Source organism: Marinobacter sp. EVN1, from assembly GCF_000475375.1.
Lineage (GTDB): Bacteria > Pseudomonadota > Gammaproteobacteria > Pseudomonadales > Oleiphilaceae > Marinobacter > Marinobacter nauticus.
On sequence record NZ_AXCB01000016.1, the window covers coordinates 1 to 26,111 of the forward strand.

Annotated in this window: 34 protein-coding genes; 11 read left to right on the top strand and 23 right to left on the bottom strand. The window is 53.4% G+C overall.

Features of this window, described 5'->3' with window-relative positions; genetic code table 11:
* Positions 1-116 precede the first annotated feature (116 nt).
* From Q674_RS41315 to Q674_RS27810, 6 genes are all read right to left on the bottom strand, one after another.
* Positions 117-278, bottom strand: coding sequence for a hypothetical protein (locus tag Q674_RS41315; protein ID WP_023008498.1), 162 nt, complete (start codon positions 276-278; stop codon positions 117-119).
* A 97-nt stretch (positions 279-375) separates the two neighbouring features.
* Complete coding sequence (locus Q674_RS27790) at positions 376-1,287, bottom strand: bifunctional transcriptional activator/DNA repair enzyme AdaA (RefSeq protein ID WP_023008499.1); 912 nt, start codon at positions 1,285-1,287, stop codon at positions 376-378.
* Positions 1,288-1,403: 116 nt separating this feature from the next.
* Positions 1,404-1,832 carry a hypothetical protein gene (locus Q674_RS27795; protein ID WP_023008500.1) on the bottom strand — a complete coding sequence of 143 codons (429 nt, stop codon included), beginning with the start codon at positions 1,830-1,832 and terminating at the stop codon, positions 1,404-1,406.
* A gap of 22 nt (positions 1,833-1,854) precedes the next feature.
* On the bottom strand, positions 1,855-2,793 hold the full coding sequence (locus Q674_RS27800; RefSeq protein WP_023008501.1) for a DUF4124 domain-containing protein: 939 nt from the start codon (positions 2,791-2,793) through the stop codon (positions 1,855-1,857).
* A gap of 106 nt (positions 2,794-2,899) precedes the next feature.
* Positions 2,900-4,657 (bottom strand): DEAD/DEAH box helicase, encoded by a 1,758-nt coding sequence (locus Q674_RS27805; protein WP_023008502.1) that lies wholly within the window; start codon positions 4,655-4,657, stop codon positions 2,900-2,902.
* A 62-nt stretch (positions 4,658-4,719) separates the two neighbouring features.
* Positions 4,720-5,595, bottom strand: coding sequence for a metal-dependent hydrolase (locus Q674_RS27810; RefSeq protein WP_023008503.1), 876 nt, complete (start codon positions 5,593-5,595; stop codon positions 4,720-4,722).
* Between the two features lie 181 nt (positions 5,596-5,776).
* On the opposite strand from Q674_RS27810, the gene Q674_RS27815 reads away from it, so the two are divergent.
* The gene (locus Q674_RS27815; protein ID WP_014422334.1) at positions 5,777-6,055 is read left to right on the top strand and encodes a YebG family protein; all 279 of its coding nucleotides are present in this window, start codon (positions 5,777-5,779) and stop codon (positions 6,053-6,055) included.
* Between the two features lie 36 nt (positions 6,056-6,091).
* Here the strand turns inward: Q674_RS27815 and Q674_RS27820 are convergent, their stop codons facing one another.
* Positions 6,092-6,574: an FKBP-type peptidyl-prolyl cis-trans isomerase gene (locus Q674_RS27820; RefSeq protein WP_011786404.1), complete on the bottom strand. Its 483-nt coding sequence runs from the start codon at positions 6,572-6,574 to the stop codon at positions 6,092-6,094.
* A 96-nt stretch (positions 6,575-6,670) separates the two neighbouring features.
* On the opposite strand from Q674_RS27820, the gene Q674_RS27825 reads away from it, so the two are divergent.
* On the top strand, positions 6,671-7,282 hold the full coding sequence (locus Q674_RS27825) for a DUF938 domain-containing protein (RefSeq protein WP_023008504.1): 612 nt from the start codon (positions 6,671-6,673) through the stop codon (positions 7,280-7,282).
* Positions 7,283-7,330: 48 nt separating this feature from the next.
* On the opposite strand, the gene Q674_RS27830 is transcribed toward Q674_RS27825, so the two are convergent.
* Entirely contained in the window at positions 7,331-7,669 is a 339-nt protein-coding gene (locus tag Q674_RS27830) for a thioredoxin family protein (protein WP_022992830.1), read from the bottom strand.
* Positions 7,669-8,301 (bottom strand): DUF1294 domain-containing protein, encoded by a 633-nt coding sequence (locus Q674_RS27835; protein ID WP_022992831.1) that lies wholly within the window; start codon positions 8,299-8,301, stop codon positions 7,669-7,671. The genes Q674_RS27830 and Q674_RS27835 overlap by 1 nt, the downstream gene beginning before the upstream one ends.
* A 114-nt stretch (positions 8,302-8,415) precedes the next feature.
* Here Q674_RS27835 and Q674_RS27840 point away from each other — a divergent pair, with 114 nt between their 5' ends.
* The 6 genes from Q674_RS27840 to Q674_RS27865 all read left to right on the top strand — a co-directional run bounded on the left by Q674_RS27840 (position 8,416) and on the right by Q674_RS27865 (position 11,750).
* Complete coding sequence (locus Q674_RS27840) at positions 8,416-8,760, top strand: PBPRA1643 family SWIM/SEC-C metal-binding motif protein (RefSeq protein ID WP_023008505.1); 345 nt, start codon at positions 8,416-8,418, stop codon at positions 8,758-8,760.
* 28 nt (positions 8,761-8,788) lie between these two features.
* Positions 8,789-9,223 carry a DUF3010 family protein gene (locus Q674_RS27845; protein WP_023008506.1) on the top strand — a complete coding sequence of 145 codons (435 nt, stop codon included), beginning with the start codon at positions 8,789-8,791 and terminating at the stop codon, positions 9,221-9,223.
* A gap of 69 nt (positions 9,224-9,292) precedes the next feature.
* Complete coding sequence (locus Q674_RS27850) at positions 9,293-9,616, top strand: type II toxin-antitoxin system RelE/ParE family toxin (protein ID WP_022992834.1); 324 nt, start codon at positions 9,293-9,295, stop codon at positions 9,614-9,616.
* Complete coding sequence (locus tag Q674_RS27855) at positions 9,613-9,906, top strand: helix-turn-helix domain-containing protein (protein WP_022992835.1); 294 nt, start codon at positions 9,613-9,615, stop codon at positions 9,904-9,906. The genes Q674_RS27850 and Q674_RS27855 overlap by 4 nt, the downstream gene beginning before the upstream one ends.
* 64 nt (positions 9,907-9,970) lie before the next feature.
* Positions 9,971-10,528, top strand: coding sequence for a nucleoside 2-deoxyribosyltransferase (locus Q674_RS27860; protein ID WP_023008507.1), 558 nt, complete (start codon positions 9,971-9,973; stop codon positions 10,526-10,528).
* Positions 10,529-10,568: 40 nt separating this feature from the next.
* Positions 10,569-11,750 (top strand): AAA family ATPase, encoded by a 1,182-nt coding sequence (locus Q674_RS27865; RefSeq protein WP_023008508.1) that lies wholly within the window; start codon positions 10,569-10,571, stop codon positions 11,748-11,750.
* 112 nt (positions 11,751-11,862) lie between these two features.
* Here the strand turns inward: Q674_RS27865 and Q674_RS27870 are convergent, their stop codons facing one another.
* Positions 11,863-12,192 (bottom strand): hypothetical protein, encoded by a 330-nt coding sequence (locus Q674_RS27870; protein ID WP_023008509.1) that lies wholly within the window; start codon positions 12,190-12,192, stop codon positions 11,863-11,865.
* 336 nt (positions 12,193-12,528) lie between these two features.
* On the opposite strand from Q674_RS27870, the gene Q674_RS27875 reads away from it, so the two are divergent.
* Positions 12,529-13,089, top strand: coding sequence for a TIGR00730 family Rossman fold protein (locus Q674_RS27875; protein ID WP_023008510.1), 561 nt, complete (start codon positions 12,529-12,531; stop codon positions 13,087-13,089).
* A 234-nt stretch (positions 13,090-13,323) separates the two neighbouring features.
* On the opposite strand, the gene Q674_RS27880 is transcribed toward Q674_RS27875, so the two are convergent.
* Complete coding sequence (locus Q674_RS27880; RefSeq protein WP_022991748.1) at positions 13,324-13,626, bottom strand: hypothetical protein; 303 nt, start codon at positions 13,624-13,626, stop codon at positions 13,324-13,326.
* A 27-nt stretch (positions 13,627-13,653) separates the two neighbouring features.
* Positions 13,654-14,094, bottom strand: a complete 441-nt coding sequence (gene trxC, locus Q674_RS27885) for a thioredoxin TrxC (protein ID WP_031209988.1) — start codon at positions 14,092-14,094, stop codon at positions 13,654-13,656.
* A gap of 556 nt (positions 14,095-14,650) precedes the next feature.
* Between trxC and Q674_RS27890 the strand changes: the two genes are divergently transcribed.
* On the top strand, positions 14,651-15,559 hold the full coding sequence (locus tag Q674_RS27890) for a bestrophin family protein (RefSeq protein WP_022991750.1): 909 nt from the start codon (positions 14,651-14,653) through the stop codon (positions 15,557-15,559).
* A gap of 11 nt (positions 15,560-15,570) precedes the next feature.
* On the opposite strand, the gene Q674_RS27895 is transcribed toward Q674_RS27890, so the two are convergent.
* Positions 15,571-15,948: a thiol-disulfide oxidoreductase DCC family protein gene (locus tag Q674_RS27895; RefSeq protein WP_022991751.1), complete on the bottom strand. Its 378-nt coding sequence runs from the start codon at positions 15,946-15,948 to the stop codon at positions 15,571-15,573.
* Positions 15,949-16,155: 207 nt separating this feature from the next.
* Positions 16,156-17,184, bottom strand: a complete 1,029-nt coding sequence (locus Q674_RS27900; protein WP_023008511.1) for a sodium:calcium antiporter — start codon at positions 17,182-17,184, stop codon at positions 16,156-16,158.
* Between the two features lie 179 nt (positions 17,185-17,363).
* On the opposite strand from Q674_RS27900, the gene Q674_RS27905 reads away from it, so the two are divergent.
* Positions 17,364-17,561, top strand: coding sequence for a hypothetical protein (locus tag Q674_RS27905; protein WP_023008512.1), 198 nt, complete (start codon positions 17,364-17,366; stop codon positions 17,559-17,561).
* Between the two features lie 314 nt (positions 17,562-17,875).
* Here Q674_RS27905 and Q674_RS27910 read toward each other — a convergent pair whose 3' ends face one another.
* From Q674_RS27910 to ureG, 9 genes are all read right to left on the bottom strand, one after another.
* The gene (locus tag Q674_RS27910) at positions 17,876-18,508 is read right to left on the bottom strand and encodes a TIR domain-containing protein (protein WP_023008513.1); all 633 of its coding nucleotides are present in this window, start codon (positions 18,506-18,508) and stop codon (positions 17,876-17,878) included.
* 150 nt (positions 18,509-18,658) lie between these two features.
* Entirely contained in the window at positions 18,659-19,318 is a 660-nt protein-coding gene (locus Q674_RS40855) for a uracil-DNA glycosylase (protein WP_081698926.1), read from the bottom strand.
* Complete coding sequence (locus Q674_RS27915) at positions 19,308-20,477, bottom strand: nucleoside triphosphate pyrophosphohydrolase family protein (RefSeq protein WP_023008514.1); 1,170 nt, start codon at positions 20,475-20,477, stop codon at positions 19,308-19,310. The genes Q674_RS40855 and Q674_RS27915 overlap by 11 nt, the downstream gene beginning before the upstream one ends.
* Before the next feature lie 26 nt (positions 20,478-20,503).
* Positions 20,504-22,546: a TIR domain-containing protein gene (locus Q674_RS0120700; RefSeq protein ID WP_031209992.1), complete on the bottom strand. Its 2,043-nt coding sequence runs from the start codon at positions 22,544-22,546 to the stop codon at positions 20,504-20,506.
* Positions 22,543-23,208, bottom strand: coding sequence for a hypothetical protein (locus tag Q674_RS27920; RefSeq protein WP_023008516.1), 666 nt, complete (start codon positions 23,206-23,208; stop codon positions 22,543-22,545). Before Q674_RS27920 ends, Q674_RS0120700 begins: the two co-directional genes overlap by 4 nt.
* The gene (locus tag Q674_RS27925; RefSeq protein ID WP_023008517.1) at positions 23,202-23,690 is read right to left on the bottom strand and encodes a TIR domain-containing protein; all 489 of its coding nucleotides are present in this window, start codon (positions 23,688-23,690) and stop codon (positions 23,202-23,204) included. The genes Q674_RS27920 and Q674_RS27925 overlap by 7 nt, the downstream gene beginning before the upstream one ends.
* A gap of 207 nt (positions 23,691-23,897) precedes the next feature.
* Positions 23,898-24,692 carry a nuclease-related domain-containing protein gene (locus Q674_RS27930; RefSeq protein WP_023008518.1) on the bottom strand — a complete coding sequence of 265 codons (795 nt, stop codon included), beginning with the start codon at positions 24,690-24,692 and terminating at the stop codon, positions 23,898-23,900.
* A gap of 160 nt (positions 24,693-24,852) precedes the next feature.
* Complete coding sequence (locus tag Q674_RS27935; RefSeq protein ID WP_023008519.1) at positions 24,853-25,428, bottom strand: HupE/UreJ family protein; 576 nt, start codon at positions 25,426-25,428, stop codon at positions 24,853-24,855.
* A gap of 43 nt (positions 25,429-25,471) precedes the next feature.
* A complete protein-coding gene (gene ureG / locus Q674_RS27940) occupies positions 25,472-26,110 on the bottom strand; it encodes an urease accessory protein UreG (protein ID WP_011786432.1) in 639 nt (212 codons plus the stop codon).
* Between the last annotated feature and the right edge of the window lies 1 nt (position 26,111).

Genomic DNA, 26,111 nt, shown 5'->3' on the forward strand with positions numbered 1-26,111 from the left:
TCATGAGAAATCCGGGCTAACGGCCAATACGTAAAAAAGGCAGCCTCGGCTGCCTTTTTTATTGCTCAGATCCGGCCAGATTTATGTTCCCCAGCCCATCCCGCTATCGAAAACTCTTAATTACTCTTCAGATTAATCTGTTTAGGGCCGGCAGCAGTTAATTGTGCGCTTTTACCTTTAACCACATATTCAACACGCCCACCGGACTTTAAAAAGGCAGCTGTCTGCTCTTCAATCTCAGCAGACGTTAAAACAGCTTTTACGACTTTCTTGCTCATGATATTTCCCCGGTTCGCTATTGGCTTATTCGCCAATATAAGCGCTCCAGTATAACTGAAACAGGAAAAAATTGCTGTCGGAGCATTTTGGGATCGTTTATTCCCTCGTCACACTTCTCCGCTCTGCCTCCAACAACGCCCGCTTTCGCTCCAATCCCCAGCGATAACCGCCAAGCCCGCCATCGCCCCGCAATACACGATGGCAGGGAATCAACACACCAATCCGGTTCTTGCCACAAGCTGACGCCACGGCCCGCACCGCCCTGGGCTTGTCGATCTTCGCGGCCACCTCGCTGTAGCTCAGGACATCGCCCTCGCGGATACTCAACAGAAACTGCCAGACTTTTACCTGAAACGCGGTGCCTCGCATATCCAACGGCAAATCCGGCCGTGGGGCTCCCGCACTGATATGCTGATCCAGGGCTTCCATCCAGGCATCAAGTTCCGGGGCGTTCCGGGCTGGTGAGGCGGTCAGCTCAGCCTTAGGAAATTCCGACCTCAATCGGCCCACCAGCGACGCTTCATCGTCACCGAATTCCACAAAGCAAACACCCCTATCCGTGGCCGCCATCATCATCAGCCCCAGTGCGGTGGTTCGGCCGGCATAGACGATGACTTCACCCGCACCACCGGCCCGATAGGTCCTGGGCGGCATACCGATGCTACGGTTCGCTTCACCGTAGACACGACTTACCGAACCAAACCCGGAGGCGAATATCGCGTCCGTCACTTTACTCCCGTCTTTCAGGGATTGCTTGAAGCGCCGCATACGGACGGCATCCTGATAGGCTTTTGGAGAGACACCAAACGCCGCCTTGAACTGTTTCTGTAAACGGGACGGTGACAGAGCGGCCACCTTCGCCAGGCTCGAGAGCGTGAGTGCTTCATCGGCGTGCATCTCGATGTGCTGTGCCACCCTGACCAGCCTGGCTACCCGTGCACTCTCCCCTGCCGCAGAGTCGCCGACGCCTGTCGTCCAATCGCTATCCTGTTCCGGGGAGCGGGACATCTCATCACCCTTTTAATCATGGTCGTAGCGATGAGTAAAACCGACTTCGACAATGGTTTCCATCCGATTGTTGCCGCCATTGGTTTTCGGTTCTGCCCCCCTGACAATGGCAGGCCCTAGCTCGAGACGGTTTGACACACTCCCAAAGCCTGCGCCTTCACGTACTCACAAAACGCCTCGACATCCGGGTTGTGGAATTCGTCCGAGATAAACTCGCTGGGAATCAGCCCCTCATCCCAGCGCGTTGCCACCAGTGTCACCTCAGGGGTGGCGTCATCGTCTGAATAAATGCGGACCACTGCCGTGGTTTGATGAATGTACAGGTCCCGGAGTGGTCGGCTGCAACGCAGGCTGTCCGCAGGCTGATCGGCATGACACTGATACCCCGAGCCGGTGAAGAAATCGCGGGCAACCGACAACAGCTCCCCTGCTTCCTGCCCGGCAGACGAGGATAGATGAATGGAACGGGGCACGTCCCCGATCACGTTGGTGCAACCCGACAGCGCAAGTACTCCGGCAATCACCAATGATTTGAAAACCTTCACAACAACGCCCCCGCCTAAAGTGTCAGAACGCAAACCGCACCGAGCCCTCACCCTGGGCATGCAGCCAGCGTCGCCAGTCCAGGCCCAGCATGTTGACCCCGCCGATGTAGTTGTCGTCTACCAGGTAATACGAGAGTGTGCGGTCACCTCGGTTGAAGTTATGCATCAGCCGCACCAGAAAACTGCGGCGCGTGGGCTTGGCAAGCAGGAAATAGACAAACTGGCCAGCCTGGGCACGCACGCTGCCGCTACCAGACATATCGGAGTGTCGCCACTTATTGCTGGGCAGTTTCAGGAATTGGTCGATGCCGGTTAACCGCCCCTGCTCACGGGCTTTAGCGACAATCCATCGGTTTTCCGGGTGGCTCTCGAAATACAAGCCGGAATCATCCCGTTCCAGCATCTCCATCTGCTCGGCAAGCCCCTCGTTCAACCAGGCGGGAGCATAGGGGACGATGGTATCGACAACCGCATGACTGACCTCATGCTTGATGGTTCTGAAGGTGCGTTCCCTGTCCTCCTGAATATAAACCACGATCTGATGCTCAGATGGCATGTACAAACCGTAGGATGCAACCGCCCAGCCCCTGTCCCGTTGAATCAGGTAGTTCCGGTAACTGACCATATCCTTGAAAATCAGAATATTAACCGGCACCGTCCGGTACATATCGAAAGACAGCACGCGGTCGAAAAACTCGTAAACATGGTTCACGCCATCGACAATCTGCTGGTTTTCCTCGGCAGTCAGCTCCAGATCGACCGTTTCAATGCGGATATCAAAACGCGACCACTTCGAGGCCCTGGGCTTCACGTTAACCACTTCCTGCTTAACGCTATGGTCCTGGCGGTCGCTGAAGTGCACCTTGCCGTGCTCATCTACCCATTTGTAGATCTTGGCATGCCCTAACCCCGCTACAAGCAGGAGCAGCACGAGCACTGTGGTTCGAAGGGTTACCGACATGATCCGAGTAAACACCGCTTGAAAGCTGACGAGAGATTATGTCCGAATCATACAGGGCGATAGACCAGATGGCATCCAATGCGCCACCCGAGCATCGTTTAGCCAGTCAATACGCCTTACGATACTGCCCCTGATAATCAAAAACCCGCTCCTGCACCTGCCAGTAGTGCTTCTGCTTGCGAGCAATCACGAAATCCGGCGCGGGTAACAGTACCTGCATCTCCAGCACCTCATTTGCCCGGGCAAAGACTTTCGGAGCCTGACCATTGGCAAATCGTCGTCCAAACAGCTTGTTGAACACGGCTCGCTGGGCGGGCTTGCTGAAATCAAACGACTCCCGGAGTTCCTCCCCGTCTTCTCCGTGGTAAGTGATCCGAAGTTTTTGGCCTTCTACGGCAAGCGAAACCCCGGCGCAACGGATGACCATGGCATCCTTAAGCTTCAGGGCATCCCGCAGTTGATCATCCGGGTCGATAATGGCCTGGTGGCAGTGCCCGCAGTTGCGGGCAGCGATGTCGTTCTCAGCGCCACAATGTGGGCACTCCTTGAAGCGGAACCGGTAGTCACATTGCTGTGGCCGCCCTCGGTCATCGTCAGCAGGCTCCAGCAGGCCCTGGCACCGGCGGCCATAATGCTCAACGACACGCCCGTCGCTGTCGGTTTTGCCCCAGAAGATGTTGGCAAAACCGCAGCCCGGGCAGAACACCTGCACCGGTTCACTGTCTGGGTTGGGCTTCGGCTCCCCAACTTCCGGATGATGCAGATTGACATGATTGCCAGCGTAATCAATCACCAGGCAATCCCGTTTCCCCTCATCCAACCGCAAGCCTCGGCCGACAATCTGCTGATACAGGCTTACAGACTGAGTAGGCCGCAAGATGGCGATCAGGTCCACATGGGGGGCATCAAACCCGGTCGTCAGCACAGACACATTCACCAGGTACTTCAACTGCCGTTGTTTGAAGCGCTGGATCAGCTGGTCGCGATCTCGCAGATCAGTCGCGCCGGTCACCAGGGCGGTTTCCTGCTCGGGCAAGTACCCGGCAATTTCCTGCGCGTGCTGCACTGTCGCCGCGAAAATCATCACCCCCTGGCGCTCGGCCGCCATCTCCATCACCTGTTCGATGATGGCACGTGTCACCCGCTGATGTTTGCTCAACAATTGGTTGACGTCTTTCTCGGCGTATTCGCCAAAACGGTCCTGCGTCAGCGTGGAGAAATCGTATTGGGCCACGGCGGCGTTAACCAATTCAGGCCGGGTGAGGTAACCACGGTTGATCATGTAGCTCAGGGGCAATTCGTAGATGCAGTGCCGGAAAGGCTTGTCCTGTTCGTCATCAGAACCACGAACAAAACCCCGGTAGTGGTAACGATAGATCCATCCCATGGCCAGGCGGTAGGGAGTGGCGGTGAGCCCAAGCACCTTCAGGGAGTCATTCTGCTGCCGTAAAAGCTCAATGATCCGCTGGTACTGGCTGGTTTCCTCGCCACTCACCCGGTGGCACTCATCGATAATAACCAGCGAGTATTCATCCCGGAACTGGTCCAGATTCGCCGCCACCGACTGCACGCTGGCAAAGGTCACCTGATGGTGGTTCTCCTTGCGCTTTAGCCCGGCCGCAAAGATTCCCCCCGACAAACCATAACTCTGATACTTGGCGTGATTCTGCTCCACCAGTTCCTTCACATGAGTCAGCACCAGGATCTTTCGGCGCGCAAGGCGAGCCAGCTCGGCAATCACCAGGCTCTTACCGGCACCGGTCGGCAGCACAATGACCGCAGATTCATCCGATTTACGGAAGTGGTTCAGCGTGGCGTCGACCGCTTCCTGTTGGTAAGGCCGCAGCGTGAAAGGCGCATTCATGTTGCCGGACTTAGATCCTCAACCCAGTGAAAAGTCCGACATGGTAGCAAATGTGTTAGGCGTCACGCGGCCTTTTTCATCACCGGAGCGAGCCACTTCCGTTTGGCTTTCTCCACCAGATCACGGGCATCGTGATTCCATGGATGAAAGCCGGGGCTGTAGTACTTGAAGTAAGAGGGCAGGAGTTTGCGGAATACACCTGGCTTGCCCCACATGTAATTGAGACCGTTCGCCCAGGATTTCAGATTGAACAACTGGCCGTCCTCTTTCATCAGTTGAATCAGATGAATACCGCTGGAGACTGGAAACAGCACGCTCACCACCATCATCTCGGTCAACCGGACAAACTCGCTGCCTCCGATGGTGTTATACACGTCGAACGCCACGGCTTTATGCTCGGATTCCTCAATCGCGTGCCAGGCCCAGATGGGGGCCATACGCGGGTCCATCTCTTCCAGAGCGTCATATTTCAGGAGGAATTCCTCTGCCATCAGTGCCGTGAAATGCTCCACCGCCACCGTATGGGCCAATTGGCGCTCCGGGCTCAGCCGCTTGCGCAGCACATTCATCAGCCACATCACCTCGCGCTCAAGGCGTTTGAGGTTGATGCCGCGCGCCTGCATGTATCCGTTCAGGGCCTCGTGCTCTTTTGAGTGGTGCGCCTCCTGGCCGATGAACGCTCGCACTGCCGCCTTCAGTTCCGGGTCTGTAATCTCTTTCTGATAATGGCGCACGGAGTCGATAAAAAACCGCTCACCGGGCGGAAAACTCGCCGACAAGGCCGCCAGCAACAGCGTTTTGGCCGGATCGCTATCCCACCAGTACTTGGGCACATCTTCCGCCAGATCAAAATCCGGCTGACGGACTTCGGGAAGGGGCGCCTTGGTCTTGGGAGGCGGCGTGGGTTGAGTACCGGCTATGGTTGTTCTGGCGTTCATTTCAGGACTCCGGAGCTGATGTCTGACAATCCATCATACGGGGGCCAGGTCCGGCGCTGGAACAGCAAAAGAGGACAGGATGACGCAGCAAAATACTGTATAAATATACACTATTCGTGATAAGCTGTGATTTCATTAACGGTCTTACCAACCATCATTACCCCGGAGGCGATGGCATACCATGGGCGTAAAAGCACTCTACTATTCCGAGAGGGACGGACTGGACATGGCACTGAAAAACCCGGACAAAATGTTGTTTTCGTCCAAAGCAGAAGCCGATGCCCGGGACAAGGTTCTTGAACTGTCCGAAGAGATTACCACCTTCCTGCAACGTAAGGTCGGCGGCCTGTCTGAAGAGCTGGCAGAACAGTGCGCCCTGGCCATTGCGGAAGAAAAAGACTTGTTCACCAAGGCACTGAAAAAGCCGGAACTGCTGAACGAAACCGTCGAGGCCGAGTAACCCCCGGCCCGACTGGCGGTGATCAGCTGCTTCTAATTAATGATGATGACCGCCCGGGCCGTGAACGTGGCCATGGGCGATCTCGTCGGCCTCCGCCGCGCGCACCTCAATGATCTCGATATCAAACGTGAGGGTCTTGCCAGCCATCGGGTGGTTGGTATCCACATCCGCAAACTTGTGGCCAACCTTGGCAACGAGCACATGGCGAGGCCCGTGTTCGGTCTGTACCTGAGCGATCATGCCCGGCTTCCAGCGCTTGGCGCCTATCAGATGTTTGATGGGTACTCGCTGGATCGCATCCGGCTTGCGGGTGCCATAGGCCTTGTCCGGTGACACCGTCACGCTGAACGTATCGCCTGCTTCGCGGCCTTCCAGAGCGTCTTCCAGCCCCCGAATAATGCCACCATGGCCGTGCAGGTAGGCATTTGGCTCTCCGCCTCGGGAGTTTTCAACTTCATTGCCCTGTTCGTCTCTCACGATGTAGTGAAACAGGACCACTTGATTCTTTTCGATTGGCATAGCGTTCTCTGCAATGATGAAAGGCGCCCATTATAGCTGCCTCATGGCCAAAACACCGTTTTATGATACCGTTCAAGGGAAAGGAGAGACGCATTCATGAATAGCCACCTGCCCTATTCCCAAGCCTGCGAAAACAACAAAGCCCCCATTCTGGAAAAACTGCGTGACGTATTTACGGCACCAGGTACCGTCCTGGAAATAGGAACCGGCACCGGCCAGCACGCCGAGCACTTCGCTGCGGCTCTGCCACACCTGAAATGGCAGCCCACCGACCACCCCAGAGCGGCGCACCTGGCCGTTGCCCGACTGCAACAGGCCGCCTTGCCCAACGTCCTCCCAATCCTTGAGCTGGACGTAAACCAAATGCCATGGCCTGTGTCCGCCTGTCGATGGGCATTCTCAGCAAACACAGCTCACATCATGGCCTGGGAGGAAGTTGAAAAGATGTTTCAAGGTGTCGGCGCCTGCCTTCAAAAAGACGGTGCGTTCTGCCTGTACGGACCGTTCAAGCATAAGGGCGGGTACACCAGCGAGAGCAACAAGGCGTTTGATCAGTCGCTGAAATCCCAAGCACCCCACATGGGCATCCGAGATATTGAAGCCCTGTCTGAGCTGGCCGAGGCCGTTGGCCTGCAACTCCGGGACGATTTTGCAATGCCCGCCAATAATGAACTGCTGGTGTTTGTTAGGGGCATCTGCGAGCCGTAGCCAATCCGCACAGCGAGATTTGGGTCCTGCCACGAGTACAGAGAGGGCTCAGCACTCGATCAAAAGCCCATATGGCCGTTCCAGAGCTACCCGCACCTCGCCGATTGAAAACACCCTGGCGAATTCCGCAAATCGCTGCCCCTCAAACCATAACTGCACCACCGGCAGCGAGAAAATACCCTGAGCCGCACACAGCGCACCGGCTGATGCCTGGCAATCAATGTAGGCAGTAACCAGCTTCGGGAATTGTTCACTGGAAAGGCGCTCCAGTTGGGGCTTGATAGCCTGGCAGACGCCACAACTTGCCCCGCCATATAGCAGCAGCACCGCAGGGTTGGACTGCAGCAATGTTGAGAGCTCGTCGTCCGAGCAGACGTTTTGCATCATCAAAACCTTAGAAGCATAACCGGCCTGATCTCCAGGGCCTGCCTGACGAACTCGGCGCCCGGCCACAGTAACAACCAGCAAAGCACTGCGAGATTGAGGACGACATTGAACCAGAAAGACACCTGGTACGAGGTCTTTCGGGTTTTATGACGAAAGAATTGCTGGCCCACCAGTGCCCCCGGCCAACCGCACAGGAGTTCAAACAGATGCAACCGCCCCTCAGGGACACGCCTCTTGCCGCTCTCAGCTGCCCCCTTGTCGACGGCATACATCAAGAAGGTCACTACACTCATTACGCCATAGGCCGCCGGCAACAGCACTGGCACATAACCCTGAACGTACAACACAGAAACCGCCCCTGCGACTGCAGCGGCAATCAACAGAGCAAACCAAACGCCCGTGGCGACCGCTACGCTGTGTCTCGCCACGCCAGCGTACTGGAAACTGGACGCCCTCAGCCGCCCCTTCTCATCTTTTGTCTGTGCGTAGACCACCTTGCGGCTGGCCGAGGGCCTGCCCCGGCCCTGATAGGCGCTGATGTGGGCAAACAGACGCTCGCCACCTTTCTCTGGCGTGATAAAACCGAAACCCTTGGCGTCGTTCCATGAGGTGAGTAAGCCTTTTTGATTCACGTGGTGCTTCCTTGATTAGTCTTTTCCGATTTTCCCTATATCACTGTTTCCGCAAGCGTGCTAAAAGATTGCGCCCGGCCGTCGCCTGGGTATTCTCTCCTTCAGGATATCAGCATGTCAGATAAATTTTTCTATAAAGGTCGGCAAGATGCCCGCCAGCACCACACGGCTTACGGCGGCTTTCAGACAAACGCCAGCCAAAAGAGCGGCAGCAAGAAGTACCCACTAACGCTGGTGGTTACCAGTGAAGCACGCAGGAAAGAAGTTGAGGCCCAGGTGGCCGCGGCGAAGCTTCACGCAACCATCTCCGTTGATACCCGCGAAGGCGCCGTTGAATCCGTCAACGAGCTCACGGCTATCCTGAATAAAACGGGAACAGTCACCACAGCAAAATCTCCCTCCCGCAACGACGCCTGCACTTGCGGTAGCGGACTCAAATTCAAGAAATGCTGCGGCTGAGAGTAACCGGGGCATAGGGGGCATTATTATGATTGTATGCGGAGTAGAACTGACCGGCAGCGATGCGGTGGTGTGTATGCTGAATATGGACCGGGGCCAATTCAACCTGCCCGACTGCAAAGTACGCAAACTGTCGCTACCGAAAAACCACAGCCGGGACGACCTGAAAACGTTTCAGGCCACCTTTGCGGAGTTGATGGCCGAATACGGAGTGGCCACGGTCGCGATAAAAGAGCGGATGCAAAAAGGCAAGTTTGCCGGTGGCGCCATCAGCTTCAAAATGGAAGCCGCCATCCAGTTGATTGCCGACTCTGAGCTGAACGTGACCCTGGTGCCTCCGGCCCTGATCAAATCCACCCTGGCGTCCAACCCCGTGCCCATCACCTTTGCCGACACAGGCCTGAAAGTCTTCCAGGAAAATGCTTTTATTACCGCCTATGTGGCACAGCTTCAGGCTCGTTGAGGCGGCTATCAAGATAGTGTTCAAGCTCAGAGTTATCGTATATGATAACAAAAAGGCAAAGGAGCACCCATGGATTGGGAGATTGAATTCTACGACTCAGTAGGCGAAGAGTTGGCTAAGATGCCGCCAAAGATTCAGGCCAGAATGATTCGGCTGATGGAATTGATGGAGAAGCACGGGGCCAACCTTGGAGAGCCGCACACAAAGTCTTTAGGTGGTGAGCTGTTTGAAATCCGAGCAAAAGCCAAAGAAGGAATAGGTAGAGGAATCTTCTGCTACATGCAGGGCAAACGGATCATCATCCTGCACGTGTTTGTAAAAAAGGATCAAAAGATACCGAAGAAAGACCTAGAGCTCGCGAAAGAGCGTTTAAAGGAGGTCAAAAAATCATGAATTTCAAACAGTTCAGACAAAAGGCACTCGAAAATCCGGAAGTTCACCAGGAGTACGATGCCCTCCAGGAAGAATTCAGCCTGATCGACCAGTTGATCGCAATGAGGACTAAAGCAGGCCTTACTCAGGAAGACGTTGCGAAAAAGCTCGGAACCAACAAAAGCAACATCTCGAGGCTTGAGAGAGGCCGTAGCAACCCAAGCTGGGGAACGCTCAACAAATACGCAGCAGCCTGTGGCTTTCGGGTAAAACTGGAAGCAATTGAATACGACCCAGCCTCTCAGCATTGATCGCCAGTCCAATACGGTTTGGATTTGGGCAATTGCCAGGACTGAAGCAGGAAACGACTTCGCCATGACAAAACCCAAACGCATCTACCTGGCCGGCCCGGAGGTGTTTTTCCCACACGAAGAACACAACACTATCGTCGCCGAGAAAAAGCGCCTGCTGCGCGAAGCCGGCTATGAAGGCATAGACCCACTGGACACCGCCCTGACGTTTTCCGACGAGGAAGCGAAACCGGCGCGCGGCCACCGGATCTACCAGGCCAACCGCGAACTGATGGACAGTTGCGACGCCGTCATTGCCAACCTCACCCCCTTCCGAGGCATCAGTGCGGACCCGGGCACGGTGTTCGAAGTCGGCTACATTATCGGCCAGGGCAAAGCTGCATTCGGATTCACAATGGACCGCAGGCACTACCGTGAACGCGCGGGCGCAGCCGATCGGGATGAACTGGGCCACAGCATTGAAGACTTCGAGATGAGCGATAACCTGATGATCGAGGGGGGCATCAAAGAGTCCGGTGGCCAGCTACTGGTGGCAGAGCAGCCCGGCGAACACCGGTTTTTCTCGGCTGAACTGTTCCGCCGTTGTGTTCAGGCGCTGATAGACTACTCCCACTCCAGGTAATACTCACTCGCGCCATCAGGACACAGGTTTAATCCGGATCATGATCAAAGCCTTTGCCGTTTCCAACTATCGCAGCCTCAGAGACGTGGTCGCACCGCTGGCGGGCCTGAACGTTGTTACCGGTCCGAACGGCTGTGGCAAATCAAACCTCTATAAATCGTTGCGCCTGCTGGCGGAAACGGCAAAAGGCAACCTGATCTCCTCCCTGGCGGAAGAGGGCGGCCTGGACTACACCTTCTGGGCAGGGCCTGGCCAGTTCTCAAAGGAGATGCGGGACGGCTCAGCGCCCGTTCAGGGGACCGCCGGGAACACCCCATCCCGCCTACGGCTGGGGTTTGCAGGCGAAGAATTCGGCTACGCGATTTCTCTTGGGATTCCGGCCTCTACGGGGTTTGCAGGTTATCAGGAACCCAGCATGTTTCAGCTCGACCCTGAAATAAAACGCGAATGTATCTGGGTGGGTGATGTCTGCCGCCCAAGCAGTTGTCTGATTGATCGCGTCGGGCCGGTTGTCAAAGTACGTTCAGGGCGGAAATGGGAGGTCTACGACACCCGGCTAAACACCTATGAGAGCATTCTGAGCGAGATCAGTGATCCTGTGGCTGTGCCTGAAGTCCATGCCGTCCGACAGGCCATCAGGCAATGGCGCTTTTACGATCAGTTCCGCACCGATCAACACTCCAGCATCCGCACCCCGCAAATCGGGACCCGCACCCCGGTGCTGGACCACAATGGCCATAACCTGGTTGCAGCCCTGCGTACCATTCACGAAATCGGCGACCGGGAGGGCCTGCACAGCGCTATTGAAGATGCCTTTCCCGGAGCGAGGCTCGGGTTCAGCACGGACGCAGGTAACCGTTTCGTCCTGGAATTTGAGCAGGCCGGCCTGCTCCGCCCCCTGAATCAGGCCGAGCTTTCTGATGGCACCCTTCGCTACCTGCTGTTGGTTGCCGCGCTGCTTACACCCCGCCCACCATCACTACTGGTGCTGAACGAACCAGAAACAAGCCTGCATCCCGACTTGCTTCCAGCCCTCGGCCGACTGATCATTCGCGTCTCGCGGGAAACCCAGGTCTGGGTTGTTTCCCATGCCCCTCGACTTGTAGCCGCTCTGGAAGCGGACGATGATTGCCACTCCATCGCACTGGACAAAGAGCTGGGTGAAACCCGCATTCTTGGCCAGGGGCTTCTGGACGCGCCCCCCTGGAACTGGATGGATTGACTATTCAGAGAGTCACTAGGCTCCGGACATCACCTCCTGCAGGTTACGCATCAATTCCTCCAGCGGTGATCTCCACAGCACGCCCCCGTGCGCCCGGAAACACACAAGCGTCTCAGCAGTTACCCTTTTTCGCCTGCCCCGGTGGGCAGAAATGGCCGCGAGACTTCCGGTAAGACCCGCGATCATCGTCATACCGGCGGCGATCATAATCATAATCGCGATCGTGGTCCCGTTGGTCCCGGGTGGTCACGGCCGTTCCCGCTGCCGCACCGACAGCACCGCCAAGAATCGCACCGTCTCTGCCACCCACCTCGTTGCCGATGGCGGCCCCGAGTGCGCCGCCAATACCACCACCCAGCGCGGCGTCGGCGGTGTCACCCGCAACGGCACCCAACGAGGTGGCACTCAGAGACAGAAAAACGAGCAGTGGTTTCATATTCATGATGTAAATCCCATGGTTCAGGTGGTCTGACTTGTCCTGTATCGCGGGCAGGAGAGCCTGTTCTCAGCGCCCCACCAGGCACCTGTCAGTTTTGAACCATTCGAGAATATCAGAAACACTCGAGAAGCCACCTCTTACATTTTATTTATACTTCAACAGGTTACAAAGCCTTAACAACTGGCTTCCGGGTTCGGATGTAGGGTCAACGGCTAGACTGGGCAGACCGGAGGCGGCATTCTATTGTGCCCCGGCACCTAAAGGCGCCCGGACCAACCACAACAGAGTGAAGAACTCACTTAACCCTCTAAACCGAATCAATGGAGCCTCGTAAGACCCATGAAAATTGCCGTATTTTGTGGTTCAAGCATCGGTGAAAACCCGGAATTCGCCCAGGCAACCCGTGCTCTGGGGCACTACCTGGCAACGAACGGAGTGGATCTGGTGTACGGCGGTGGCAACGTCGGCCTGATGGGCGTGGTCGCAGACGCCTTTCTGGAAAAGGGCGCTCAAGTGTACGGAGTGATTCCCGAGTACCTGAAAGACCGGGAGCTGGCCCATCAAGGCCTCACCGAGCTGAAAATTGTTGCCGATATGCACGAACGAAAAGCCGCCATGGCCCGAATGGCCGATGCCTTTGTGGCTCTGCCCGGCGGCGTCGGTACCCTGGAAGAAATCTTCGAAGCCTGGACCTGGGCTCAACTCGGCTATCACGCAAAACCCTGCGCCTTTTACAACGTCCACGGTTTCTACGATAAATTGTTCGAGATGATCTCGACCATGACCGATTCCGGCTTCCTGAAACCGCACCATGCCGAGATGATTATCCACACGGATAACGAAGCGCAGCTGCTCTCGGCCATCCAGTCCTACCAAACACCCAAACTGAAGTGGAGCTGAACCGGCGGGCCGAACAAAACCCCGGAAGACCGGGACGACCGTCGGCCTGATTCCTGACCGGCTTTATCACGAACTTTACTCACAATACCTGTGGATAACTGTGTTGGAAACCTCGGGTTAAGCGCCCGGAAGCCCCGCAGCAAAAGGGCTCGGGAAAGTTGATGCTAAAACGGGCAATCTCGTTACCATCCAGCAGCTATAGCGTTCTCCGATCATCAATTCAATTGATTCAACCTAGGGCACAAGAGGGTAGGCCGCCCTCACCTGCCTCATCACAATCCTGGCATCCTCCGGCTTCAAACCCTGCTTTCGCAACTGCGGCATCACCATCGCGCCCACAGCCTTACACCGAGGTTGATCAATGCCGTACTTTTGGAACACATCAGCAATGGCCTGCGGTCGGGCATCCGGATTGGCTTTCAGCAGGTTGCCGATGTCAATGGCGCAGGCCTGCTCTTCAGGTGCGGTATTTTGTTTACTCCGCCAGATCAGGAAAGCCACGATGGCGGCGAAAACACCGATGATCAGAAACTTCATACTACGGCACCTTTGTTCCGGTTTTTCCTAGCGAATACCCTGCGATTGCAGCCACTGGCTGATCTGGGCCTGATTCATGGCGCCACTCTGGCGCGCCATCTCCCGGCCGTTCTGGAACAGAATCAGGGTCGGTATGCTGCGAATCGCAAACTGACCGGCCAGCCCGGGGGCTTGCTCCGTATTCAGCTTGGCAAAGCGCACTTTCCCGCGCCAGGCCCTCGCGGCCTGCTCGAACTGCGGAGCCATCATTTTGCACGGGCCACACCAACTGGCCCAGAAATCCACTAACACGGGCAGATCGCTGCGCCCGGTATGGGTAGCAAAGTTCTGCTCCGTTAGCTCCAGAACCTGATCCGGCCAAAGCGGTTGTTTGCAGGCACCACAATTGCCGCCGGAGGACAACTTGTCGGCCGGTACGCGATTCACTTTGTGGCAATGGGGACATACCAGGTGTCGAACGTCAGTCATGATGAACAGGCCTCTGATTGGCTGATGGTAGAAATAATCAGGGCAAGAGAAGAGAAATCAAGCGGCACTAAAAATCGCGCATCTCACGAACACGCATCAACCGCTTTCCGCTACTATCAAAGTAAGTCGGTGTCAGAGGCTCAAGCGCCATGGGACTGTCGATAAAACAGTCGGAATTTACAGCCCCGGCGCCAAGCGGTCTCAATGTGTTTCGGTTTTCCGAAGTTTTTTTATGGGAATGCGCCCCAACCTATTAGGTTGCAATTCAAATAAACCATCAGAGGGAATCTTGATGACACAGATTATCGAACAGTTTCTCGAAGTTTCGAGCACTTACCTGCTATCACCCTGCGAAAGTGACTGCTGCCACAAATCCGCCGCCTGATCTGGTTGCCCCTGAAACCACAGGGTAATGCCAGGCAACGGCCAGAGTGCTGCCCCCTCGCTTAAAAAAGCTTACCCCCTTGTGTAACGAGTGGGTTCTCCGTAAAAAGGCATAGGAATCACAGCGGCCAACCCTCAGGCAAGGCCATCATCCATCCCAGGAGTGTTAACCGTGATTGTTCGCGAGCGCCCCGGCCCACTCCGGCTGTTGCTGGCCTGGAAAGGGTCTGTTGTCCCCCACATTCTGCCGCACATTCTGCTTACGGGAATGTTTGCAGCCGCCGTTACCTGGGTTTCGCGCCACCACTACCTCGACGGCATGGTCGACTACACACTTCTGCCGTTCACGATCATGGGCATCGCCCTGTCCATCTTTTTAAGCGTGCGCAACACCGCCACCTACGACCGCTGGTGGGAAGCCAGAAAACACTGGGGGCATATGGTGTACGAATTTCGCAGCCTGGCGCGGACTGGCACCATTTACCTGAGCCCGGAGCGACGCCGGGAGCTTCTGACCCGATGCCTTGCTCACGCTCACCTGCTGCGCGGCCAGTTGCGGGGAGAAGATGTACGGTCTGATCTGCCCGGGTCACTGGCGCCCGAACTCATTGACCAGGCCCTGAGCACACGCAACCCCGCCGCCTTCATGCTGCACCGGGCCGGAGACGTACTCGCCGAAGCCCATAAGGCGGGCGATCTGGATTCTGTAGCAACCGCGGCCTTAGACCAGCACCTTCATGGCCTCGCGGGCATTCAGGCGGCCTCGGAACGCATTGCCCTCACCCCGTTGCCCTTTGCCTACACCCTGCTGGCTCACCGCACCGCGTATGTGTTCTGCTACCTGCTACCGTTCGGGCTGGTAGGCGTCGCAGGCTGGTTTACGCCGGTGTTCACCGCCATCGTGGCCTACACGTTTTTTGGGCTGGACCGCCTGTCTGAACAGCTTGAGTTTCCCTTTGGCAGACACACCAACGACCTGCCGCTGGATGCCATCTGCCGCATTCATGAAATCAGTGTTGCCGAAGCCCTGGGCGACCCGGCACCCGAACCGCTGCAGCCGGTCAAATATCAGTTGCAGTAAGGGCCAGGCAGTTACAACGGCATGCGCCCGGTTCTCTCCAGCCGCTCGCTCACCCATTTGTGATACCGCTTTGCCAGCGCTGGCCGAATTACCGGCAAACCAATCAGCCAGGCAAGCGGTTTCAGCAGCCAGACCCGCGACATCAACAGAATATAGGCATCCAGTTCCCGGTGGATGTTGCCCTGGCCATCTTCCACATGGAGCTCCTGAAGCGCGGCTTGCGGGTCTATACCACGTTCCTCCAACTCCTCGTCACGGCCGGTGATATCCACCCACTCCACCGATTCGCCGGTCCTGCCCGCGAGTCGTTCATAAAGCCTGCGATCCTTGACACAGCTTGGGCAGGCGCCATCGTAGAACACACGAAGCTGATCGCCTGGTGCCGTCATCGCTATCCCCTCCTGTTTGCATCGCATTCATCTGACTACACGATAAAGCACTGCGTTGCTCCCGTTAACCCTTCGGGCCTCAGGCATAACCCGCGAGAGGATTTACCATCGCCCTGAAATGCCAGGCGCGTTTCGATCATTGTCTGGCTCGCAGGCTTTTTGTTCGTGAGTCTCAGATAGCTTATTGCTCATGGATGACGCCGCTAATCAGCCAGCAAACATCAGCACCACACCAAGCCCGTAGAGCACCATGATTGCCAGGCTCTCCGCACCGATTCGTCCGACGCCGTAGCGTTCCCGACGTATCAGCCCCATGATCAGGATGGCCGACATTAACAGGGTAAGTGCGACCCAACGTTCCGAATCGAGGGTCATTGCATGGTAGAGCGAGCCTTGCCGGTAAGCGATGTCCGAGGCGGCCATGAACAGCGTATCGAAGGCATTCCCGCCGATGATACCGGCCACCGCGAGTGTGAGCGCACCCCGCCTTACCGCGGCAACCGACGTGACCAGCTCGGGAATAGACGTACTGATTGCAGTCAGAAGAACACCAACGACTGTCTGGCTCAGCCCGGCTTCCACGCTGATGGTGGTGGCGGCGGGCTCCAACAGCAGGCCAGCCACGCCAAGCGTGGCCATAAGCACCAGGAATTCGGTCCAGAGACGGCTCAATGATGGCAAGCTGCTCTCGCTCTCCGGCTCGTCCTGCCGGGTATCGCTGGTAACGGAGGGGTACCACATGGGGTTGTCGCCGGCACTCTGTATGAGCCGGGTGCCATAAAAATAGAAGCCCAGCAGTATCGGGGTAATTGGGTGGATATTCCAGACGGTCACATCCGGCAAGGTCGGCGCCAGAAGGAGCAATGCCAGGAGCGCGATCAGCAGTCCGTTCTGCATCATGTTTGGGGCCGAGGCCGCCGCGTGTTCCAGGTTTGCACGACGATAGACCATATCGGCAATTGCCAGGAAAAAGGTCTGTACCGCGATGCCCCCGAGAGCATTACTGACAGCCAACTCCGGGTGCCCCCGGTAAGCTGCTGTTACCGAGAGTACCGAACCACTGAGGGACGTCGCTGCCCCCAGAAGCACGGCTCCAGCGGTTGCCTCACCCAGCCCGGTCCGGTCGGCGAGCTGGTCGACCACCCGAGTGATGCGTGTGCCCGCAATCGCAATGACCAGCGCACAGACGCTGAAAACCACGATGCTCTGTGACAGCGTCCAGCTGTCCAGATCCATGATCGACAATGTGATCCTCCTGTTGCCTCTGAAGGCTACCGCGCAAGCAACGCGAAACGCGCGACAGCGGACCGTGCGCGTGGCCGGGCAGATAAGAGTCGCTATTGTGAAACAAGCCCGCTTCACTCCCATGGTGACGACATCCAGTGCAAACGTACAACCCATGGCAGGGGTTTCCCATGCCCATTTGCACTGTCACGGTCGCGAATCTGGCTCTCTCGCAACAGCAGAAATCACAAATCGCCGAGGCAACCGCAGCCTCCCACAGCGCCCAAATCGTGGACATCACAGCTGATGATGTCCGGATCTATCTGCCGCACATTACGGCCACCCAGATGATCGAGTTTGGAAGGTTTTTTGCCAAAACCGGGCGATGAATCTGAACGGGAAAAGTTAATGACTGTGGAAAGCGGGGCAGCGTGCCCAAATAACCGTAAAAATAGATCTGACCCGGTTTTGCAAAACAACCACCTTTACAGGATTAAGACACCGCTGGTTCTGCAGCCCGGGCCTGCTGCACTAAAAGATAGATGGGATGCGTTGAGTGGCACTATAGATATGACGTGAACTGTCGATAATTAGTAACAGTCACGTTGGCATTAATTGGCATTAGTTTTAAGTCGTGACACGGGCAAAAATCTAGGCCGGTTCTATGGTCGACATTTAACGCGGAACAGAAAGGCATCTCCTATTAATAATTCATCGAGGAAGTCGATGGATAATAGTCTTTCATTCTCATCCGACGACTCATATCGTATGCGCAATTCAAACGCGCACTGTGTGCATAGTCAATCAGAAATCGAAGCCTTTCAGGGTTCTCTATCACGCTATTCCAATTCGACACTGAGATTTTACTACCCTTTTTTAACAGATTATCTATAATCCGTGGTGGCAGGTGAGGATAACGTTTTTCGTACTCCTCTCTGCTATCAATCGATTTCCAGGTCGAGATATGGGGGTAAATAGTTTTCTTTATTTCCTCGGATGGAGCAGTAAAGTAATCTGATTGGCAGTAAGGAGCGTGCAAAACTACCACACCTGACCTCCCAAAATTTTTACCCTTGTACATGCTCGAATAGAGCTCCCAATCTACATGTTTCCGATACTTAGTCTCCCTGCCAACGATAAGCAAAATCACTGTTGAGCCGCTGAGATATTTTCGCCTTATAGTCTGCCGTATTGCTTGGGATTCCAAATCCTCATCTATATCACCGGTACTTACCGAGCAATCAATAAAAATATTATGCTCCTCATTTATTCTTAGAAGTTCCTCTTTAATTCCACCTTCGTTCGCATGGTGATAGCTTATAAACACTTTATGCATGACGAAATCCTGATTAACTTCAATGAAGAGACAAAACTGATAACCTTAATCGATAAGTCTATCCTGAAAATAATTTATTTACCCCTATAAACGTTATATTTAGTGAATATTGGCTCTAGCGATAGATGAAAATACAGTATTTTTTTGGTTTCAGCCATATAATTGACCAGCGCCTTCATCTATACCGTAAAGCGATCTAATTTGATCGAGGAAAATATTCTGCCCACCGTAACTTGGGTGTCGAACTTTTACATGCGTAAGCGTATCGCTCAAACGGCGTGCTGATTTCTCAGCGTCATTACCTATTGCAATGAGCCTTCTAGGTTTGACGATTGATATCACCTCATCCAATATCTCTTCACCAATTTTCCGCTCATAAGAATTATGAGCACGATTGCTAAAAGGCTTTCCGGATTCGAAAGGGTGAAAAGGAAAAACATTCCAAAAAAATATTGGCAAAGATATCTGACGCACTGCGCTCCAAATTACAGCGGCTGTTCGTTCCGGGACCGCAGTGCCTTTAGTGAATTTTCTACAATCGACATCCCATCTCCTAGCGTGGTCTGATAGGTGAACATCATCTGTTAAGGCCAAACCTGTACGACGCCCCCCTCGGTAGCCCAAATCCCTTCCAATCCACATTGAGTCGACATCAACTTCGCTGGCTGCGACAAGCAGATTTTTTAACAAATTTCGTCGATTTCTAGGGGATTCAGCGTAATCGTATATCTCGCAGCGCTCTGAGTAGGGGTTGAAAACGTTTTCTAACCTTAGCGAACTCAAATCCTCGACAAAGCTGCTAATCGTCATTTTTTCCTCCGATTGACCTGAAAGTTAAAGTCCGCGAATCTCTGTCACCGATAACAATGCCACCGTTATTCTCTTTAATTTTTCTAAAAACATCGTAAGCCTGGAGAATTGCATTTTCCCAAAGCTTTAGAGGACATTTTTCAACTTCATATCCTCGAATAAATTTTTCGATGGTTTTCAGTACATCGAAGGATATACTGTCATGCCCATTAAAATAATCGACATCTTTTGCGTAAGAAAAAATCCAAGCTGTAAGCCCTTCTTCAACAACAATTGCTCGCCCACTGTCTTGAGTTTCATCGAACAATGGATTACTTTTTCGCTTCTGTTTAATTAAGGCTCTAAACGTAGGCGACCAATGTAGAATCGCTGCATGCGCAAAATGAAAAACATCGTGAAATCTATAACCATCAGGATCTTTGATATTATCAGCGAGAGAGGATCCGATAAAAACACCGTTCCAACGCATGTAGGATCGGCCGTTTTTTCTCTCTGTTATCTCAATTTCGAATTTTCTGGGAAGCTGCTCCTCTTCAGGGAACTCCAGATCAAAATCCGGCAAATCGTCAATCCGAGGATTTGAAAAGCGACCAAATGCCTTCCGTACGTTCCCTTTTATTATTCTTGCGAATGAAAGGTCAGTAGATTGAAGGGCCTGAAGATAAACGCGGGCGAAATCAACGAGTGTTTCTTTCTTAATTTTTTTAAAGTCGTCGATCTTTAGCATTTCGGCTGTTACAGCACCAAGGCTGAGGAGGGAACAGTCCAGATTCTCCAAATACTTTGCCGTCATGAGCTGAGATAAGGGCGCGTTCTCATGATCACAAGCTGCAATTACCCCAGATGACTGATCGTCGACTGCGGCATAAAACAGTTCAGATATACTTTCTGACAGGCGCCGACAAAGCGCGGTGTAATACCAGAGGGCATCCCCAAACTCCTCCTCTACCGCCTCTTTGTAACCTATGTAAGCTTTTGTTTCACGCTGATATTTCTTCGAAGCCGACATTATGCTTCCGACTTCACCAAAAAGGCCAAAAATGATTGGAGTAAAGGAATCGTCATGGAAGCGATCGGTTTCCTTAATCAACGCTTGGTACTCTTCTAAAGAAACAGAACCAGAGCTTTTGCAGAACAAGTCGGACCTAGCCTCAACCATTCTATCTATCTCCTTTAGAGCTGTACTTATGAGGCGTCTTGGATCCTTCGGAGACCCAGAATTATGAGGCGCACGCATTCGTCGATAAATGGGGACATCATCAGCCTCAAATATTCGGATTCATCTAACCCGCAAGGACCCGCTAGTTCGCTAACAGAAAGTCTTTCTAGTTGGCCCACAATGGCTGAGAAATTTGTGTCGACCCCGTCGTTCTTTGAAATTGCCTGAACATCAATATACCCATCGTTGTGGGCTATCTGCCAATTTTCAGTCAATGAATCGGGGATGGATTCACCACGAATCACACTACAAACATCTGACGCAATACCGCCGAAACCGCCCAATAGGAAAATAGGCTTTTTCATCTCTATCGAAAACATTATTTCCTCTAGTACGCCTGGCATCTGACCTTTGTAGCCAGATCTTCGACCGCCTACACATACTCTCACGGTCGAAGACCCGATAGATTCTCGTCTCATTTTGGTGAGGCATCTGGCCCACACATATAAGTTTCGCGCTGAAGTTGGCGGGATAAAAACCTTATCGTCTAATGTTTCATTGATTGGAGGGGGTATATCGTGTTCTACGGTTTGCATCACATCGTGATAACTAGCTCTCCAAGATACAACCTTAGGGCCTTCAATATGCAGTGGCCATGCGAGATGATTCACCAAGCGCACTCTTGACGAGCCAACCCTGCTATTAAGGATTCGAGCTTCGTCAAGTATAAATTCTGTAAAGCCACCTGGGCGCAGGTCCCCACCGTAGTGCAAAATTGCGGAACGCGCCATTAGATGACGAGCTAAGTCTTGAGAAAGTCGAACTAAAGCTTCTTCAGGAATGTGCTCGTAGGCGTAGCCTTCATTTTTGAACTCAGATATCGAAAGGCCTATCGCTTGCCCTGCAAGGCAATCCTCCTCATCCTCGGTCCAAAGAGGCGTGTAAGCAGTCACTCCTAGATACTGGTGCCAATCTCCTTCTTCGGAATAAATGGGAGGTTCTGGGTAACATATTTTCGATACGCCCCGCTTCTGGAGTTTAAGCACTTGTCGAAGTTCTGGAGGCCTAGCAGATAGTGCGCAATCAGCATCTAACCAACCTGCATCCTTATACGCTTCCAAGCTTTTACTCGAGTACCCAAATCTCACTGACTCTATGATCGCAGAGGAGAGTATTCTCAACACATCTTTGTCGGAAATTTCAGGCGACGGCGTAATATGAACGCACGGCACGTTCGAAGCAGCAGGAAAAATTCGATCTTCGAAATCCTCTAGACAATTAACAACAATAACCGGGCGATCAAGTTCTTTTGCTATAAGAATTTCACGTTGGCACCAGTATCGGGAAGAGTATAGGTCACTTTCTATAGCGACCAAAGTGGACCTATTCACGTTATCTTTGATTTCTTCTTCAAACATGTAGCCCGGCGCAATTTCATTTGCGTCGAAGAATCTATTCATGTTTGTGTTATCAATAAATTTTTTTATCTTCTCAGAATAGACTCGGCCTGTGTCTCCAGCCTTTGCATGACTTAAAAAAATAGTAATTGAGCTGTGCGAGCCTGCCCGCTCATATTCTTCGTCGGTTTTAACTAATCCAAACCTATTAATCTCATGGGACAAATATATAATTGAATATAAATCAAGATATTCTTCAGGCCATTCATAACTACGAATACAGTTAATCCCATGAAGAGAACCAGCATGACCAAGACCATACTTATCTAATGCCACAGGAATCAAAGCATTCCGCTTGTCGTTTGGCAATGACTCAACATAGTCTTTCCAAATTTTATGCCCCAAGGTATTGACACTTGTAAAAACAAAAATTAAGTTCCGATCCGCTGAATGTCTCGGCTTGTCAATTGGAGTTTCATAGACACCCAATGAACTAAATAGGAAAAATGGGATGTTCAGACCTCTGGAAAAAGGTCTGTGAACATCCCGAGTCAGAACTGATCGCAAGGCATTTAGGATTGGATTAACTCGTTCTTGATCTGACGGACACCAAACAAAAGATACAGTTAATGGCGGTAAATATTCTTTGCTTTGATTCTCGGCGTCACTCATGAAATTTTCCCAGAACGTTGATCGACTCGCTGATGCGACACTGAAAACTGGCAAGGGTCCGAAATGATCGTGTTCAAATCACAACGATAGCGATTCACGAGCGACTCTATCAGATCAGTACCGCGTAACCGACCTTCCAATTTTAACTTCTTGAAACCCAAACCATTTTTATAGCTCACTGAATCTAGATCAACCGACACTGCACCCGAACCGAAATATAGGAAATACTCAGAAATTAACACTTGGTCTGTATTGCCCGTATCCCTCTGTAGATTGTGAGTATTAGGTGATCCGTCCGAATTGCTATGGTGGGAATCCTCCTGAATCCAATCGCCTGTTTCGTCTCGATGGTATATATTATCACCGAGCATCATTACGTTACTGCCGTTTCTAATCGGCTTTTTGAGACCAAATCGTTCGTCACGCCAGTAGTCCTCAAACCCGATTTTTTCTGTTACTTTCATCAGAAAAATACACTTCTTGTGCGCGCCCCCTAGTTCCTTACCTCCAACTCCGAGAATCCAATCACCAACCTTTGCAGACTTTCGGATTCCAGGCTTGCAAGTTGCGAGAGTGCATATCCCATGGAAAGGATTTGGAGCAAAACCGAAATCTCTTGCTACAACATACAAAAAAAGATGGGTATTGGGTTCGATCAGCATTGGATACTACCCCCACTATTCTTAGGACGGGGGCTTCCATCGGGTTTTTGGAACCGCACTTTTCCCTCTAATGCCTGTATTACGGAATCAGAGGTCCAGCCCACTATGGAAGTCGCATGCTTTTCTAAGTTTTCCGGTATCTCTACTTGATCTCTAAGCCCTCTTTCATACACACCAATGATGGGCTTTCCGAGTTTATGAGCGGCCTCAATTTCCCAATTTACCCAAGAGCGCTGATGCGTTTCTTTACCAATCACTACTATAACTTGGCTTGCCCAGCGCATTTTCATTCGCAAAAGCCTCTGGATCGTCCGATCACTTACCTTCTTTTTATCAATTCGTTCTTCGTTTTCTGGCTTTACTCGAATAGAGCTATTCCTCAATCTATAATTTTTTCCACGCAACATTCCGGTCAACCCATCAACACTGGAATCGTCCTTGTGATGATGACTTACAAAGACGTTCTTTATTTTTTCGGCCATCTTTTCCTCCTTATGCAAACTTGGGCAAGATCGTAATGAACTGGCAGCAACGGCAAAAAAATGGCTCAGACGATAGTTGCATGCAGCGTGAACAGTAGGAAAGCCGGGACAGATCTATTTTTCTGCAAAATATTGAAAACACGGGATTCCTTCGCTTCTTTGTCAGCCAACATTGGCCGAATTGCGATTAGATAGATCGCTTCGCTATTACAATAACTGCGCCTCAACAAAGCCCCGACATTTTGGGAAAATCTTACACCCAAAAAACTCCTTCCCAATATTCTCTCCGCGCTTCACCGTGCGCTTTACCATCTCACCCTGGCACTTCGGGCACCGTGGCACACTTTCTTTCTTGGCCACGATCTCCTTCACATGCGCCACGTGCTGCCGGTGATTTCTGAACGTAGCTGCCAGCCGCCCGGATTCAATGGCTTCAATCACCTTCTGAACCTCAGCATCCGACAGTCGCTGCTCGGTTTGGGCTTTGATAAAGCGGACATACCCACCACCGTGGGTCACGTTCTCCGGCATGGGCGTTTTGAATGTGGAATCCCCCACAAAGACCACTACCGAAAACACCTGCTCATCACTCAGGCCCAACAGGCTTTGCAGTGTCTTAACGTGTTTGTAGTTTTGATGCAGCGGGTTCTGGAATTTCTGCGAGTGCTTGAAGATCTTCTGCGTCCAATACCGCTGTTTGGCGTTACCGAAAATCCACCCCTTCATGTTCTTGGTTTCCACCACAAACACGCCATACCGGGACACAATGATGTGATCGATCTGAGTGGTGCCGTCTTCCGTGGGCAAGGTGACGTTTTTTATTAGGTGGTAGCGGGTTTTATCGAGAAACAGCTTTGCGGCGAGATTTACCATGGCTTCGCCGGCTTTGCCTTTGAACCAGGGTGTTCTCAGAATGGGTAACAGGATGAACAGCGGTACGAAATACCAGACTTGATTCGGTAGAGAGTTCAGGAGGGTGTTGAATAGCTGGCCGAAGTCCATCGGTTTTCCTTAACAGCTGCCAATCCGTTTCTTATAACTACACACTAACCTACTCTTCAGTAAACTTCCCATACCGTCAAGGTCAAATTTTGTAAACCATATACTGAAAAAGCCGCGCGGTTTCCCGGGCGGCTTTTTCGTTTCTCAAAAGACTACGGAATTAGGCAGCCGCCAGGTACGCTCCCACCACAGCCAGCACTCCCCCAATCCCCCGACTAAACCGGCTATCCGCCTTCATCATCAAACTACCCAGCCCACGCCCAACCAGCGTGATGGCCAGCGTGGCAATGGAGAATCCTGCCAGGTAGGCCGCCAGCGTAGTACCTTCCGGCATTTCCGCACCATGGGCGAATCCGTGGAAGAGCATGAAGGCACCAACCAGAGTGCCACCCACGGCGGTGGGCAGTTTGGCCAGGGTGGCGATGAGGATGCCCGCCACCAGTACCGAGAAGGTGATGCCGGTTTCCACACCAGGCAGGCTCAGGCCGCCCCAGGCCAGGGCGGCGCCGAATACCATGCCACCGATCACGAAGGCGGGGGTGGCGTTTTTCATGAGTTTGCTCTGGCGCACGCTCCAGAAGCCGATGGCGGCCATGGCCAGCAGGTGGTCCAGGCCCAGCATGGGGTGCAGCAGGCCGCTGGTGAAGCCGCCTTCGGTGTGGCTGGGGTGAGCCATGGCGGTGGCGGAGGCGGTCAGCAGCGCGGCGGTGGCGAGAAGTTTTGAAGTCAGTTTCATGGTGTTGCTCCTGGTGGTTCTGTAATCGTATTGGTTCGTTTGCTCAGGCCATTTCGGCCAGTTTTTCGGGACGCCTTTCCGGCAGCATGCCGCGCTCCAGAATGAAGCTGATGATGGTGTCCAGCCCTACCCCGTCGTACAGGTTGGTGAACACGAAGGGGCGTTCGCCGCGCATTTTTTTGCTGTCCCGTTCCATTACGTCCAGGGAGGCGTGTACCTGTTCGGCAATATCGATCTTGTTGATGATCAGCAGGTCGGATTTGGTGATGCCGGGGCCGCCTTTGCGGGGGATCTTGTCGCCGGCGGACACGTCGATCACGTACAGGGTGAGGTCGCTCAGTTCCGGGCTGAAGGTGGCGGAAAGGTTGTCGCCGCCGGATTCCACCAACACCAGCTCCAGGCCCGGGTGGCGGCTTTGCAGGTCGTCGATGGCGGCCAGGTTCATGGAGGCATCCTCGCGAATGGCGGTATGCGGGCAGCCGCCGGTTTCCACGCCCAGGATGCGGTCTGCGGCCAGGGCTTCGTGGCGCAGCAGGAAGTCTGCGTCTTCCCGGGTGTAGATGTCGTTGGTAACCACGGCGATGTCGTAGTGGTCCCGCAGGGCGGTGCATAGCTGGCGCAGCAATGCGGTTTTACCAGACCCGACCGGGCCGCCTACGCCTACTCTCAGACAATGTGTCATG

Coding starts and splice junctions, on each gene's coding strand:
- Q674_RS27820 (WP_011786404.1), bottom strand. CDS start 6,574: ATGCCAATCGAAAAGAATCAAGTGGTCCTGTTTCACTACATCGTGAGA.
- Q674_RS27855 (WP_022992835.1), top strand. CDS start 9,613: ATGAATTTCAAACAGTTCAGACAAAAGGCACTCGAAAATCCGGAAGTT.
- Q674_RS27870 (WP_023008509.1), bottom strand. CDS start 12,192: ATGAATATGAAACCACTGCTCGTTTTTCTGTCTCTGAGTGCCACCTCG.
- Q674_RS27915 (WP_023008514.1), bottom strand. CDS start 20,477: ATGGTTGAGGCTAGGTCCGACTTGTTCTGCAAAAGCTCTGGTTCTGTT.
- Q674_RS27895 (WP_022991751.1), bottom strand. CDS start 15,948: ATGACGGCACCAGGCGATCAGCTTCGTGTGTTCTACGATGGCGCCTGC.
- Q674_RS27875 (WP_023008510.1), top strand. CDS start 12,529: ATGAAAATTGCCGTATTTTGTGGTTCAAGCATCGGTGAAAACCCGGAA.
- Q674_RS27910 (WP_023008513.1), bottom strand. CDS start 18,508: ATGCATAAAGTGTTTATAAGCTATCACCATGCGAACGAAGGTGGAATT.
- Q674_RS27800 (WP_023008501.1), bottom strand. CDS start 2,793: ATGTCGGTAACCCTTCGAACCACAGTGCTCGTGCTGCTCCTGCTTGTA.
- Q674_RS40855 (WP_081698926.1), bottom strand. CDS start 19,318: ATGACGATTAGCAGCTTTGTCGAGGATTTGAGTTCGCTAAGGTTAGAA.
- Q674_RS27935 (WP_023008519.1), bottom strand. CDS start 25,428: ATGAAACTGACTTCAAAACTTCTCGCCACCGCCGCGCTGCTGACCGCC.
- Q674_RS27900 (WP_023008511.1), bottom strand. CDS start 17,184: ATGGATCTGGACAGCTGGACGCTGTCACAGAGCATCGTGGTTTTCAGC.
- Q674_RS27860 (WP_023008507.1), top strand. CDS start 9,971: ATGACAAAACCCAAACGCATCTACCTGGCCGGCCCGGAGGTGTTTTTC.
- Q674_RS0120700 (WP_031209992.1), bottom strand. CDS start 22,546: ATGAGTGACGCCGAGAATCAAAGCAAAGAATATTTACCGCCATTAACT.
- ureG (WP_011786432.1), bottom strand. CDS start 26,110: ATGACACATTGTCTGAGAGTAGGCGTAGGCGGCCCGGTCGGGTCTGGT.
- Q674_RS27825 (WP_023008504.1), top strand. CDS start 6,671: ATGAATAGCCACCTGCCCTATTCCCAAGCCTGCGAAAACAACAAAGCC.
- Q674_RS27790 (WP_023008499.1), bottom strand. CDS start 1,287: ATGTCCCGCTCCCCGGAACAGGATAGCGATTGGACGACAGGCGTCGGC.
- Q674_RS27845 (WP_023008506.1), top strand. CDS start 8,789: ATGATTGTATGCGGAGTAGAACTGACCGGCAGCGATGCGGTGGTGTGT.
- Q674_RS27920 (WP_023008516.1), bottom strand. CDS start 23,208: ATGCTGATCGAACCCAATACCCATCTTTTTTTGTATGTTGTAGCAAGA.
- Q674_RS27830 (WP_022992830.1), bottom strand. CDS start 7,669: ATGATGCAAAACGTCTGCTCGGACGACGAGCTCTCAACATTGCTGCAG.
- Q674_RS41315 (WP_023008498.1), bottom strand. CDS start 278: ATGAGCAAGAAAGTCGTAAAAGCTGTTTTAACGTCTGCTGAGATTGAA.
- Q674_RS27840 (WP_023008505.1), top strand. CDS start 8,416: ATGTCAGATAAATTTTTCTATAAAGGTCGGCAAGATGCCCGCCAGCAC.
- Q674_RS27925 (WP_023008517.1), bottom strand. CDS start 23,690: ATGGCCGAAAAAATAAAGAACGTCTTTGTAAGTCATCATCACAAGGAC.
- Q674_RS27905 (WP_023008512.1), top strand. CDS start 17,364: ATGCCCATTTGCACTGTCACGGTCGCGAATCTGGCTCTCTCGCAACAG.
- Q674_RS27810 (WP_023008503.1), bottom strand. CDS start 5,595: ATGAACGCCAGAACAACCATAGCCGGTACTCAACCCACGCCGCCTCCC.
- Q674_RS27805 (WP_023008502.1), bottom strand. CDS start 4,657: ATGAATGCGCCTTTCACGCTGCGGCCTTACCAACAGGAAGCGGTCGAC.
- trxC (WP_031209988.1), bottom strand. CDS start 14,094: ATGACTGACGTTCGACACCTGGTATGTCCCCATTGCCACAAAGTGAAT.
- Q674_RS27865 (WP_023008508.1), top strand. CDS start 10,569: ATGATCAAAGCCTTTGCCGTTTCCAACTATCGCAGCCTCAGAGACGTG.
- Q674_RS27930 (WP_023008518.1), bottom strand. CDS start 24,692: ATGGACTTCGGCCAGCTATTCAACACCCTCCTGAACTCTCTACCGAAT.
- Q674_RS27850 (WP_022992834.1), top strand. CDS start 9,293: ATGGATTGGGAGATTGAATTCTACGACTCAGTAGGCGAAGAGTTGGCT.
- Q674_RS27880 (WP_022991748.1), bottom strand. CDS start 13,626: ATGAAGTTTCTGATCATCGGTGTTTTCGCCGCCATCGTGGCTTTCCTG.
- Q674_RS27815 (WP_014422334.1), top strand. CDS start 5,777: ATGGGCGTAAAAGCACTCTACTATTCCGAGAGGGACGGACTGGACATG.